Annotated in this window: 12 protein-coding genes and 1 pseudogene; 4 read left to right on the top strand and 9 right to left on the bottom strand. The window is 69.1% G+C overall.

Annotated elements, in window-relative coordinates:
• The 8 genes from ABT085_RS36370 to ABT085_RS36335 all read right to left on the bottom strand — a co-directional run.
• The coding region (locus tag ABT085_RS36370; RefSeq protein WP_351618057.1) for a transposase at positions 1–200 on the bottom strand (200 nt) is incomplete at its 3' end.
• Positions 201–556: 356 nt separating this feature from the next.
• On the bottom strand, positions 557–910 hold the full coding sequence (locus tag ABT085_RS36365; RefSeq protein WP_351618054.1) for an antibiotic biosynthesis monooxygenase family protein: 354 nt from the start codon (positions 908–910) through the stop codon (positions 557–559).
• Positions 911–1,080: 170 nt separating this feature from the next.
• On the bottom strand, positions 1,081–3,036 hold the full coding sequence (locus ABT085_RS36360; protein WP_502982886.1) for an N-acetylmuramoyl-L-alanine amidase: 1,956 nt from the start codon (positions 3,034–3,036) through the stop codon (positions 1,081–1,083).
• 494 nt (positions 3,037–3,530) lie between these two features.
• Positions 3,531–4,079, bottom strand: a complete 549-nt coding sequence (locus tag ABT085_RS36355) for a hypothetical protein (protein ID WP_351618048.1) — start codon at positions 4,077–4,079, stop codon at positions 3,531–3,533.
• A gap of 204 nt (positions 4,080–4,283) precedes the next feature.
• Positions 4,284–4,559 carry a hypothetical protein gene (locus tag ABT085_RS36350; protein WP_351618046.1) on the bottom strand — a complete coding sequence of 92 codons (276 nt, stop codon included), beginning with the start codon at positions 4,557–4,559 and terminating at the stop codon, positions 4,284–4,286.
• A 9-nt stretch (positions 4,560–4,568) separates the two neighbouring features.
• Positions 4,569–5,435, bottom strand: coding sequence for a sigma factor (locus tag ABT085_RS36345; protein ID WP_351618043.1), 867 nt, complete (start codon positions 5,433–5,435; stop codon positions 4,569–4,571).
• 223 nt (positions 5,436–5,658) lie between these two features.
• The gene (locus ABT085_RS36340) at positions 5,659–6,891 is read right to left on the bottom strand and encodes an NAD(P)/FAD-dependent oxidoreductase (RefSeq protein ID WP_351618040.1); all 1,233 of its coding nucleotides are present in this window, start codon (positions 6,889–6,891) and stop codon (positions 5,659–5,661) included.
• 224 nt (positions 6,892–7,115) lie between these two features.
• Positions 7,116–7,850, bottom strand: coding sequence for an alpha/beta fold hydrolase (locus ABT085_RS36335; RefSeq protein ID WP_351618037.1), 735 nt, complete (start codon positions 7,848–7,850; stop codon positions 7,116–7,118).
• A gap of 170 nt (positions 7,851–8,020) precedes the next feature.
• On the opposite strand from ABT085_RS36335, the gene ABT085_RS36330 reads away from it, so the two are divergent.
• Entirely contained in the window at positions 8,021–8,593 is a 573-nt protein-coding gene (locus ABT085_RS36330; protein WP_351618034.1) for a class I SAM-dependent methyltransferase, read from the top strand.
• Here ABT085_RS36330 and ABT085_RS36325 read toward each other — a convergent pair.
• A pseudogene (locus tag ABT085_RS36325) lies at positions 8,574–9,505 on the bottom strand (IS5 family transposase). The gene ABT085_RS36330 and the pseudogene ABT085_RS36325 sit on opposite strands and share 20 nt — an antisense overlap.
• Before the next feature lie 82 nt (positions 9,506–9,587).
• On the opposite strand from ABT085_RS36325, the gene ABT085_RS36320 reads away from it, so the two are divergent.
• The 3 genes from ABT085_RS36320 (at position 9,588) to ABT085_RS36310 (ending at position 11,759) form a co-directional block, all read left to right on the top strand.
• On the top strand, positions 9,588–9,794 hold the full coding sequence (locus tag ABT085_RS36320) for a hypothetical protein (RefSeq protein ID WP_351618031.1): 207 nt from the start codon (positions 9,588–9,590) through the stop codon (positions 9,792–9,794).
• A 210-nt stretch (positions 9,795–10,004) separates the two neighbouring features.
• Entirely contained in the window at positions 10,005–10,577 is a 573-nt protein-coding gene (locus ABT085_RS36315) for a YceI family protein (RefSeq protein WP_351618028.1), read from the top strand.
• Between the two features lie 120 nt (positions 10,578–10,697).
• A complete protein-coding gene (locus tag ABT085_RS36310; RefSeq protein ID WP_351618025.1) occupies positions 10,698–11,759 on the top strand; it encodes a ferritin-like domain-containing protein in 1,062 nt (353 codons plus the stop codon).
• Positions 11,760–11,796: the final 37 nt, after the last annotated feature.

Genomic DNA, 11,796 nt, shown 5'->3' with positions numbered 1-11,796 from the left:
GAACCGAAGCCCAGCTCCTGGGGCAGGTACTCCCACTGGATGCCGGTATGCAGCACGAACAGGATCCCGCACAACGCCTGCCGATCCGGAACCCGCGGTCTGCCCTCCACCAGCTTTGGCGCCGGTACGGGCAACAACGGCTCGATCAGCAACCACAGTTCATCCGACACGATCCACGGCCGCGACTGACGTATCCCCATGACCAGACCAACGACCACCCCAGCCGAAAGTCACATGATCAACGGCTTCTGTTAGGACCTCTTTAGTGCAAGGGACGGCCGTCCTCGACCGGCAACGCCCTTCTGTGAGGGCTCGCGCGCTGCTTCAGCGCGCGAGCCCTGTCGGGGGCCGTCCTCGCGGCCGCGGGGTGTGCGAAAGCCGGACGCCGCGCGAACCGGCCGCGAGGACAAGGTCCGGGCTGCCGCGGCTCCCCCTGCGGGAGGCGGCCCCGGTTTGCAAGAAGACGCCTGCTCCTTGGTGGGCCGACGCCCAGCACGCCGGCAAGCTGCAGATGACGGAAGCACCCCTCGAGGCCAGGATGCCGAGTGACGCATTGTCAGGAGGGGTGGAGTTCGACGACGACGCGGTAGCTCGCCGGTTCTGAGGTGATGTGCAGGTCGGGGTCGTCGAACATGCGCTGCAGCGAGGCATGCCACTCGGGATTGTCGGTGGCCTTGTCGAGCGCGGTCCCCGACGTCCACTCCGCGATGTGGACGAAGCGGGTCTCCGGGCCTTCCGTGAGGGGCCGGTGCAGGCGGGAGCGGACAAAGCCGGGCTGGGCCGCCATGATCCGGGCGTTCTCCTGGTACACGCCTGTGAAGTGGTCGGCTTCGTCCGTCGGCACGATGTAGCTCTTGATGACGGTGACAGGCCCGTCGGTGCTGGTCTTCGATGCGAGGGAATGGCTCATGCCCCTATTGACCGACGACGCCTCGCGTCTGTGACCGGTCGGCGGGTGCCGAAGTGAGCGCTCGAGTCGATGAGGGCGGAACAGGCAAGGTGATGGCCCTCATGCAGGGTTGCCCGACGGCACTTCGCGTGAGGGCCCCCTGAGGTCGGTCAACTACCGGGACGGCAGGATCAGTTGCCGTCGTTCTCCCAGTGGTGGACGGCTGTGGTCGCGGTGACGTCGTTCGCGTAGACCAGGGCAACACGGTGGTTGTACTGGATGGTGTACATCTTCTTGCCTCCGATGACCACCGCTCCGCTGGAGGGGAAGTAATCGTCGGTGGCGGCCGCTTCCCGCGTGGCCACGTATGCCTGTCCGGTCGGGATGTCGTACATGTTCAGCGGTGCCTGCGTGGAGGCGCCCAGGCCGGCCGGGTACTCGGCCTTGTCGGGGTAGCTGGAGCCGTAGAGGGACACGGGAGCGGTGTCCGCGGGCTTGATGATTTTCACTCCGTAGCTGGTACGGGTGTTGACGCCGCCGGGGTTGTGGAACCACACCTTCGCACCGCTGAACCAGATCGCGGTCCAGTCGTCCTGGACGTCCGCGACGACGAACTGCTGCCCGGCCTGAGCCGTGCTGCCCCAGTCGTTCACCCGGCCGGTGCCGGGCGCGGTGCCGTGGATCGCCTGGTCGCCGAAGAGCGGGGCCGTCTCGCTCGGGGCGGTGTGCAGGTAGACGAAGTTGGTCGGGTGCTGCTGCTCGGTGCAGGTCGTCGTCTGGCCGGTCGGGTCGTCGGAGGGGCAGATCTGGAGGGTTTGCACGTTGTCCGCGAACGACGGCTTGATCGACACGACGGAGCCGGGCTGCGGCACCTCGGATACGCCGCTGACGGGGGCGTCGAGCAGGCTCATAAAGTGGTTCCAGTCCCAGGCGTAACCCGGGTCCCAGTGCATGCCGGATACCAGGGCGGAGTTGGGCCCGGCAACGTTGTCATGGCCGATGACGTGCTGCCGGTCCAGCGGGATGTCAAACCGATCGGCCAGGTACTTCACCAGGTCCGCCGTGGACTGGTACTGCGCCTCCGAGTACCAGGCGGCGCCGTGCGCGGCGTACCCCTCGTGCTCGATGCCGATCGAGTGCAGGTTGGTCGAGTAGTTCCCCGCGTGGAAGGCGATGTCCTTGGTGGGCACCATCTGAGTGACCGCGCCGGTCGAGGACATCACGTAGTGGGTCGCGCCCGGGTTCGTGGGGTTCGCCAGGCCCGCCACGCCGGCGTCGTAAGTGGACTCCAGGTCATGGATGACGATCGTGTCAATGCGGATGCCGTTGGTCGGTCGGTCGGCGACCTGACGGCCGACCGGTGATCCGGCGACGAAAGTGCAGGCGACGGTCGTCGGGCATTCGGTGGCGGCCGCCGTCGAAGAGGACTTCAGACGCAGGGAGTTGATCTGCTCCCGGGCGGGGTTGATGGTAGGTCCGGCGGCCAGACGTACGCGCTGGCCGTCCTGGGTCGTCGCCGAGGCGCCGCTGCGGATGGTGCGAAAGACGCGGTCGGCGAAGGAGGCAGCCGCCTGCTTCTGCTTGGCCTGGCTGTACCGGGCCACGGCTCCGTACCATTGGGAGGGGTCCGCGGGGGTCGCCCCGACCAACTCCTTCTCGTACGAGGCGAGCAGGGCGGCACCCCCGCGGATGTTCGCGGTGTCGTCCTCGCGCAGGCACTTGACGGACAGCCCGGTCAGCTCGGCCACCTGGCGCAGGGTGTGCAGGGCGGGGTCCGCGGAGAGGAAGTCGAGGTCGGTGCGGCCCGCCGCGCCCGCGGCACCGCCCGCCAGCATGGTGGGGGTGACGTCCGTGAGGTTCATAGGTCCGTAACCGCCGTCGGTGCTCGGCAAGGCGCCGTGGCCCTCCCATGCCGACTCCTGGTGGGAGAGGGCGAGCAGCACGCTCGACGGGATGTCGAACTCCTCGGCAGCGGCCAGCAGCGCCTGTTGGCGAGAGTTCGCGGTCGCGCTCGGGCCGTCGGCGAGTGCGTGGCCGGGCAGGGTGAGCAGGGAGCCCGCGACCAACGCGCTCACGGCGATGCCGACGGGCACGCCAAGGGCCTTCTTTCTTCTGTGCAAGGTGATGCTCCTCAGAGGAAGAAACATGGGCATCAAGGTGCGCCGGCGGCATGGCCGCTCGTGGGTGGGTGGGGGGGAAGGCCCGGGCGACAACTCGATGCGGGGATGACTATAGGGCCATGTTTGCTGCAGTGGCCACGGAAAGAGTAACTGCTTCCGTCACACGTGTGTTGAGACTGAGCTGTGCGTAAAGGGCTTAACAGCCTTTTCGGGAAGACAAGTTGTCGGAGAGTCCAGGCGGGGGAGGGGCCGCCGCGAAGGTGAGGGACCAGGCGTGACCCTAAGCGTCCGGTCGGGGGCCGGTAGCGGGACGTTGGATTCAAAGACGGTGTGGAGTGCTATACACTTTTCACAGCGAATCGACACCGTGTGCCAATGCTTAGGTGCCGGTGTGGGATCGCTCGCCCACCCGCGGACCGTCCGTCAGCGGGTGCGTGCCTCGGGCGCCTGTGCGAACCCCCGCGAGCAGGCGCCCGAGGCAACTGCATGACTTTGAGTGCTCGGAGCCGAAGGGGCTCCGGTCAGGACTTCTGGGCGCGGTAGAGACCGCGGCCGGCCCGGCGTACGCGGGAGGTGCCGACCAGTCGGTCGAGCGTGCTGCGCACCGCATTGATGCTCCCGGAGTCGGTGTCTCGGCCGAGCGCCGTGGCCACGTCGCGCGCGCGGACCTCCGCGTCGCCGACGCCGGCGAAGTACTCCAGGATCTGTTCAGTGAGCGAGCCGTAGCTGCGCGGTTCGTCGGCCTCCGCAGGCGAGGAGGGCGTCGGCTTCTTCTTCTGCGTGGGCTCCGCCAGTCGCGGTGCGGACTGCTTCCGCGTCGTGCGGGCGGGCGCGACGGCCGGAGTGTCGGCCTTCGCTTGTTCGGGTTGCTCGGCGGCGCGGCGGCCGGACGGCTCGGCCATCAGGGCCGTCAGGGCGCTCAGGGCGCGCTGGACGGAGTCGAGGTGGGCGGCCACGGCGGCCAGTTCCCTCTCCAGTGCCCGCTTCTGGATCTCCAGGCGGGCGAGGTCCTCCTGGAGGCTCTCCGCAGTGACCTCAATCTCATGCGCTGCGCGAGTTGCCGAGACCATGTCTTCCTCTCATCCTCAACCCTCCGTGCCGCGCCTCGCTGAAGTCAGCCGCGGTGCCGCTCGGCTCGGACCCGGGGATGTATGTGGGTGCATCGTATGTCACAGCGTACGAGTTCCGAACCCGGAACATGCAAAAGATGGTGATGCGAGGCCCCCGTCTAATGAGGTGCCTGCCACTGTCTTCACCCTTTGGTGAGCGGCACCTCAGCGGTGTGGACAGGGTGCGGACCGCTCGGGTCGTTCGTGACGGGACTCCGGGTCGGGGAGGGCGGGATCGGCCGTGGTCGGCGGTTCCTCGGGCGTTCGGCCGGATTCCCATTGGGACTGCTCGCGAAGGCGGCGCAGTCGCTCCGCCGATCGTTCGATGCGGGTGCCGACGTCGTCAATCGCTTCTTGAAGGATGCGGATCCGCGCCTCGAGAAGGGCCGCTTCCGCGGTCAGAAAGACGCCGGCGGCATGCGGATCGAGGTCCTGGCTCATGCGTTGTCCTCATTTCCCCTGCGTGGCTGCCCGGTTCCAGTGGCGGAGCTTGTCAGGGTTGAGGACCGCCCAGATCTGCACGACGTGGTCACCCGCGATGTCAAGACTGATGACCGCGGCGACCTCGTCGCCATAGCGCACCACTATCCCGGTGCGGCCGTTGACGGACTGGCAGTGCAGTGTGGTGCCGGGGCGCCCGGCCAGGAGGGTCAGCAGGCTGCGGGTGACGCGCCGTGCGCCGTGGACGGGCCGGGTCAAGGTTCTGACCTTGCCGCCCCCGTCGAAGAACACGGTGGCGTCCGGTGCCAGGAGGGACCTCAGGCGGTCGGGGTTCTCCGCCACGCAGGCCTGCCGGACCGCTCGCACCACATGGTCGTGCTGCTGCGGTGTAGTGGGGTGTGCCCACCTGGTCCGAAGGCTGTGCCGGCCCCGGGCGGCGAGTTCGCCGCATTCCTGTTCCGTCTGTCCGACAATGGCGGCGACCGTCCCCGGAGCCATCCCGAACACGTCGTTGAGGACGAATGCGGCCCGCTCGGCCGGTGACAGCGTGTCCAGCGCCTCGAGAAGGGCCTGGCTCACCTCTTCGTCCAGGTCCTGAGGGAGCGCCCCGCCAACCGGGCCCGGGTGCGAGCGCCCGGTCGGCGCCAAGCGCTCCAGACAGATGCCGCCGACGGTCTTCACCAGCCAGGACCGGGGTTCGGCGATGCGGATCCTGTGGTCGTCGGACAGGCCGTACCAGCGCCGGTAGGTCTCCGCCACGACGTCGTCGGCATCCTGGCTCCGGCCCAGCATCCAGTAGGCCACGTTGAGCAGCCGCCGTCGCTCGTCGAGCAGCTCCGCGATCGGCACCGTCTCGTCGTCCTGTTCCCGGTCCATCTGGCATCACCCCTTCGCACAGCACCCGACAAGGCGGTGCCACCCCTGATTCCGGCCGATGTCCGCCGCGGCTCCCGAGGAAGGGGCAGTCCGCTTTCGTCCGGCGGGTCGTACCGATGCACTGCTGACCGGACAGGGACAGACCGTGTGACACGGTTACCCGGTCGTACGCAGCGGCACCTCCCCGTGCTCCGGCGAGCCGCGGTCACCTTCGCGGTGGTCGTCAGGGCAGAAGGCTGTCGAGGGGCACGTCGGGATCGGACAGGCCCGCGTCCGCCACGGAGGCACCGGACTCGACGAGGGCGCGGACGGAGTCGATGGCGTTCCACACGTTCACACTCATGCCTGCCAAGACCCGGCCACCGGCCAACCAGAAGGCGATGAACCGCCGCTCGGCCGGATTCCCGCGGAAGACGACGCGGTCGTAACCGCCGGGCTCGGTGTAACCCGTGTACTCCATCCCGAGGTCGTACTGATCGGTGTAGAAGTACGGCAGCCGGTTGTACGCGGCCTCCTTGCCGAGCATGGCCAATGCCGCTGTGTGGGGCTGGTGCAGGGCGTTGGCCCAGTGCTCCACCCGCAGATGCCGGCCGAGCCGGGGATGGTAGGCGTTGGCGACATCCCCCGCGGCGTGCACGTCCTGGGCCGAGGTGCGCAGACGCTCGTCGGTGACGATGCCGTTGCGCACCTCCAGTCCCGCCGCCTCGGCGAGCTGGACGTTGGGGGTGATGCCGATGCCCACCACCACGGCGTCGGCGGGCAGTCGGGTTCCGTCGGCGAGCTGGACGCCGTCGGCGCGGGTGCCGTCACCGGTGATGCGCTCGACGGCGGCGTGGGGCCGCAGGACGACCCCTTGATCCCGGTGCAGGTTGGCGAAGACCTCGGCCGCCTCCCGGCCGAGTACCTTCAGCAACGGCAGCTCGGAGTGCTCCAGGATGGTCACCAGCGCCCCGGCCGTCCGGGCCGCCGCGGCGGTTTCCAAGCCGATCCAGCCGCCGCCGACGACCACGATGCGGGCCCCGGGGGTGAAGGCGGCCTTGAGCCGCTCGCTGTCTCCCACGCGGCGCAGGTACAGCACGTTGTCCATGTCCGCCCCGGGCACCGTCAGCCGGCGGGGGGACGATCCGGTCGCCAGGAGCAGCTTGGTGTAGGACATCTGGCGTCCGCCGGTGAGTTCGATCTGGCGGGTGTGTGCGTCGACGGCCGTCACGCGCGTTCCGGTCATCAGGTCGACGTCGTGCTCGCGGTACCAGTTCTCGGGATGCACGAATATGGACTCGCGGTCCTCCTTGCCGAGCAGGTACTCCTTGGACAGCGGCGGTCGGATGTAGGGGCGCTCCGCTTCGTCCCCGATGAGGACGAGCGGGCCGTCGTAGCCCTGTTGCCGGAGTTCCTCGGCGGCCTTGCCCGCGGCGAGGCCGCCCCCGACGATCACGAACCCGTTTTCTCGCGACATGATGTTCCCGTCTCCGCTCGCGCGCACCGGACACTGGCGTGCCCTCGTGCGGACAGACCTTGAGAACCCGCAGGTTGTGACACCGGCCCGCGCCGCGGAGGCAGCGCGCGGGCCTGCGAGGGCAGAGCGGAGCAGTGCGACGAGGGCGCGGACGACGTCCGTGTTCCACGACCGTGCCCGAGGCGGTCCGCAGATCCGCGCCCCTCGTCGCTTGCCGGCGCGGGCTAGCGTCCGGTGCCCTGCGCCCAGTGCGCCTCGAGGGCGGCGGCCACCTCCGCGGGCCGCTCCAGCACCGTCCAGTGGTTGCAGGCGAGATGGAGGACGCGGGTGGCGCGCAGGGCGGCGCCGAGTTCGTCGCCGAACTCGATCTGGCAGGCCGGGTCGCGCTCGCCCCAGAACACCAGCGCGGGTGCGGTGACGTTCGACAGGGCCGGTTCCCACTCCGCCCCCATGGCCACGGCGGACCGGTACAGCCGCAGGATGCTGTCCTTCATCGTGCCGTCGACGTGCCGGACCATCTCCTCCACCGGTTCGGCGGGCGCGTCGAAGCCGTTCACCAGGTCCTTCGCGAAGGACTCAGGGTCCAGTTCGGCCATGAACCGCTCGCCGGCGACGGGGTCCTGCCAGGTCTCGGCCAGCGGGTGCCAGACGTAGCGGGAACTGACGGGCCCGTTGCCACCGGCCCAGGTGCGCACCAGGTCGGGGCGGAGGGAGGCGACACGGGCGGTGAGGATGCAGCCCCAGTCGTGACCGACCAGGTCCACGGGCTCGCCGACGCGCTCGAGGCGTTCGACGAGCCAGTCGACGTACTCCTCCTTGCTGGAGCCGAAGCCGGTGGGGCGGGGGGTGCCGAATCCGGGCAGGTCCCAGGCCTCGACGTCGGAGCGGGTCAGGTGTCGGCGTACGCCGTTCCACACGCGGTGGGTGTCGGGAACGCCGTGGATGAGGATGGCGGGCATGGTCGGTACATCCCTCGTGATAGGGGCCGCGGCCGGGATCCGGGGAGGCTGTGCGGCCGCGGCGGGCCGGGACGACGAGCATCATGTGCTGCGCCGGATGCACCCAACATAGTGGCACACAGTGTCACACCTCCCGTCACAGGTGGGGCGCCGGACCTGTCACGTGGGGGATGCACTCGCTTTCGTCCCGTTCGCCCGCGCATCCGACGAGCGCGCCCTCCGGAGAGGCCTGCACCGTCAGTGCCGAGTTCCACGACGTGCTGCAAAGGGAGGCCGATGCCGCGCACGTGCGGCAACTGTACGGAGAAGCGGTGGGCAACGCGCGGGTCGGTGTGCTGGACATCGGCACGGGCACCGGCCGTGTCACCCCGCTGGGCCTCACCGGGTCCGACGTCAACGTGCACGCCGACGAACCCGCGCGGTCCATGCAGCGCCACCCTGATGACCCGGCTCGCGTCCTTCCCGCCGACGCGCGCGAACGGATCACCGTCCACCCCTGCACCCTCCCGGAGACCGGCCTGCGCGGTGTCGCGGGTGTCGCCATCTGCCACAACACCCTGGCGTGCCTCGATCCTTCCTCGCGCCGACGGCTCCACCCCGCCGTCACCGAAGCGCTCTGTCCCGGCGGCGTCTTCCTGCTGCAGCTTCCCCCGGCGGCACGCCTCCCGCGGGTGCGCACCGTCCACCCCCTGCCCGCCCAGCCACTAGGCGCTGTTTCTCGGATCATGTGCGGAGCCAGATGATGAGTGCTGCAAAAGTGACGGTGCCGAGATAGGTGTAGGCCCGTTTCTCGTAGCGTGTGGCGACGGCGCGGAAGCCTTTCAGGCGGTTGATGGCACGTTCGACCGTGTTGCGTTTCTTGTATCGCTCGGGGTCGAACCCGGTGGGCCGACCGCCTTGGGAGCCGCGGTTCTGCCGGTGTCTTTGCTGGTGGAGCCGTTCGGGGATGGTGTGCGATATGCCGCGTCGTCGCAGGTAGCGACGGTTTTCGCGGGACGTGTAGGCCTTGTCGGCCAGGACATGGTCGGGTCGGGTTCGAGGTCGGCCGACTCCGATGCGGGGCACCGACACCTGCTGCAGGACACGCTGGAGCTGGGGGCTGTCTCCGTAGTGCCCCGGTGTCAGGTGGAGGGAGAGTGGCGGGCATCGTCCGTCGGCTGCGAGGTGGATCTTGGTGGTGAAGCCGCCGCGGGAACGTCCCAGACACGCGCCGATCTGACCACTTCCTCCAGCCGGGCGAGCAGTTTCCGAAGCACCGGATCGACCTGGTTCGTCCGCCGCAGGACCCCCTTTTGGGGAACCGCGGCAGGCGGTGCCTTCCTGGCGCCGGCGGCGTGCTGGTGGGCCCGCACCGCCGTGGAGTCCACCGACACATCCCAGTCGATCCGGCCCGCAGCGTCCTCGGCGGCCTGCACTTTGGACAGCAGCATCTGCCAGGTCCCGTCCGCCGACCAGCGGCGATGACGCTTGTAGACCGTCTCCCACGGCCCGAACCGCTCCGGCAGATCCCGCCACTGCACCCCCGTACGCACCCGGTACAGCACCCCCTTGATCACCCGGCGGTGATCACTCCACCGGCCCCCGCGTCCACCACCACGAGGCAAGAACGACTCCAGCCGATCCCACTCCGCCTTCGTCAGATCACCGCGTCCCATGCAGCCAGCCTGCCGCCAACACCCCACTCATGTAAGGAGATCCGAGAAACAGCGCCTAGGACGGCACGAGTACGGCGGGCGCATGGTGCTGTCGGCCGACGCCGGCCGCCTCCGGACCCGTTTCGACAACTGGGTGCGGGACGTGACCGGTGTCCTGCGCGAGCACACCGAGACCTTCTGGATGTGGCCGGCTTCCCGGGACGACATCGCCGCTGAGCTGGCCCAGCACGGATTCACCCCGGTGCCCGACGCGGGCGATCCCGCGGTGCTGACCGTACGACGCGCGTAACGGCGACTCGTTGCCCCCTCGACACGCTGTGACACACAGAACGCCGTCCCGGCGGCGGTCCCAGTGTCACACGCGCGGGCCCTCACCTGTCTGTCCTTCTGCGGACCTTGCCCGGGCTTCCTCGGCTGCGCTCCGCTCCACCACCGGCAGGCACACGGCGACGGCTCGCAACGACTGATCGTCGTGACCAGCGACCGCAAGGACCCACATATGTCGACCGTCGTCCCGTACACAGCGCTGACAGGTGTCTACACCATCGACCCGGCACACAGCACCATCGGCTTCTCCGTCCGGCACGCCATGATCGCGAACGTGCGCGGGCGCTTCGGCGCGTTCGAGGGGCTGGTCAAGCTGGACGGGTACCAACTCAGCCGCTCCGAGGCCTACTTGAGCGTCCAGACCGGCAGTATCGACACCAGCAGCCCTGACCGGGACACCCATCTCGCGGGTCCGGACTTCCTCGACGCCGCCACCTATCCGCTGATGGTCTTCCGCTCCGCCAGCCTCGCCGACCGCGGAGATGGCCAGTTCCGTCTGATGGGCCACCTCAGGATCAAGGACGTCGAACTCCCTCTCCACATCCACCTCGGCTTCGACGGGGCAACGCAGGACGAGAGCGGAGACCACCGTGTCGGCTTCTCCGGCACCGCTCTGGTGCGCCGCTCCGACTGGGGGCTCGGCGGGAATACGCCCGACGAAACCGGCGGCGTCCTCATCAGCGACAAGGTCAGGCTCAACTTCGACATCTCCGCCGTCCGCCTCTCCCGCTCGTATGCCGCCTGACCAACCCCGCGCCACAACACCGACCGCCCGCGCGGTCCCCGCCGGCAGCGATGCCGGTGACCACAGGTCGGTCCGCAACCGCGGCCGAACCGTACGCACGAAACCCAGGTGAGACCCCCCATGAATCATCAAGACCCCACCGGCCAGACCCGGTTCCGCTCGATCACGACGATCGAGGACCTGCGAGAGCACCTGCAGTGGGCCATCGAGCTGGAACACGCCACGCTGCCGCCCTACCTCACAGCCCTCTACTCCCTCGACCCCGAGCGGAACGCCCACGCCGTCGAGGTGGTCAGCAGCGTGTTCGTCGAGGAGATGATCCACCTCGCGCTGGTGGCGAACCTCCTGAACGCGGTCGGCGGGCAACCTCGCGTCGACACCCCGCAGATACTGTCGCCGCATCCGCGGCCCATGCCGCACGCCGACCCCTCCATGCAGCTGTCCCTGCTGCCGTTCGGTCAGGAGGCGGTCACCATGTTCCTCCGCCTCGAACAACCCGCCCACCCGGGCGACCCGGCCGAGGGAGACGCCTACATGACGATCGGCCAGTTCTACGACGCGATCGAGAAGGGCCTGCGACACCTGTGCGCCGAGCTCGGCGAGGAACAGGTCTTCACCGGTGATCCCGCCCGCCAGGTGGCGGCAGGACCCTTCGGGCACACCGGCGGGCGGCTGAGCCCGGTCACCGATCTCACCTCGGCGCTCTCCGCCCTGGAGGAGATCGTGGAGCAGGGCGAGGGCGCGGCACGCGTCGACGTGTGGGACGGGGACATGGACATGTTCCACCCGCAGACCAAGGCGGTCTCGCACTACTACCGCTTCCAGGAGCTCGCACAGGGCCGGCGCTACCAGCCGGGGGACACACCGGAGACAGGGCCCACCGGCGAGACGCTCACCGTCGACCGCGCCGGGGTGCGCCCGATGCGGCCCAACCCGCGGCTGGAGGACCATCCGGAGGGCAGTGCGATCCGCACGGCGCAGGAGGCGTTCAACATCGCGTACGGCAAGCTGCTGCAGCTCCTGGAGCAGGCGTTCAACGGCAATCCCGCGATGCTCGGGGTGTCGGTGGGCACGATGTACGCGCTCAAGGGGCAGGCACAGAGCCTGATGTCGATGCCCGACGGCGAGGGCCTGACCGCGGGCCCGACCTTCGACTACGTCGCTCCGGAAGATCGCGGCTGACCCCCGCACACATGGTGGCCCCCTGGACCGACGGTCC

This window comes from Streptomyces sp. NPDC002265 (assembly GCF_040296125.1).
Taxonomy (GTDB): domain Bacteria; phylum Actinomycetota; class Actinomycetes; order Streptomycetales; family Streptomycetaceae; genus Streptomyces.
Note: the sequence above shows the minus strand (reverse complement) of the source record. Positions and strands in the feature narration are given on the sequence as shown.

Excerpts from the sequence above, each read along its gene's own strand:
- ABT085_RS36365 (WP_351618054.1), bottom strand. The coding sequence starts at position 910 with ATGAGCCATTCCCTCGCATCGAAGACCAGCACCGACGGGCCTGTCACC.
- ABT085_RS36360 (WP_502982886.1), bottom strand. The coding sequence starts at position 3,036 with ATGTTTCTTCCTCTGAGGAGCATCACCTTGCACAGAAGAAAGAAGGCC.
- ABT085_RS36355 (WP_351618048.1), bottom strand. The coding sequence starts at position 4,079 with ATGGTCTCGGCAACTCGCGCAGCGCATGAGATTGAGGTCACTGCGGAG.
- ABT085_RS36350 (WP_351618046.1), bottom strand. The coding sequence starts at position 4,559 with ATGAGCCAGGACCTCGATCCGCATGCCGCCGGCGTCTTTCTGACCGCG.
- ABT085_RS36345 (WP_351618043.1), bottom strand. The coding sequence starts at position 5,435 with ATGGACCGGGAACAGGACGACGAGACGGTGCCGATCGCGGAGCTGCTC.
- ABT085_RS36340 (WP_351618040.1), bottom strand. The coding sequence starts at position 6,891 with ATGTCGCGAGAAAACGGGTTCGTGATCGTCGGGGGCGGCCTCGCCGCG.
- ABT085_RS36335 (WP_351618037.1), bottom strand. The coding sequence starts at position 7,850 with ATGCCCGCCATCCTCATCCACGGCGTTCCCGACACCCACCGCGTGTGG.
- ABT085_RS36330 (WP_351618034.1), top strand. The coding sequence starts at position 8,021 with ATGCACTCGCTTTCGTCCCGTTCGCCCGCGCATCCGACGAGCGCGCCC.
- ABT085_RS36320 (WP_351618031.1), top strand. The coding sequence starts at position 9,588 with ATGGTGCTGTCGGCCGACGCCGGCCGCCTCCGGACCCGTTTCGACAAC.
- ABT085_RS36315 (WP_351618028.1), top strand. The coding sequence starts at position 10,005 with ATGTCGACCGTCGTCCCGTACACAGCGCTGACAGGTGTCTACACCATC.
- ABT085_RS36310 (WP_351618025.1), top strand. The coding sequence starts at position 10,698 with ATGAATCATCAAGACCCCACCGGCCAGACCCGGTTCCGCTCGATCACG.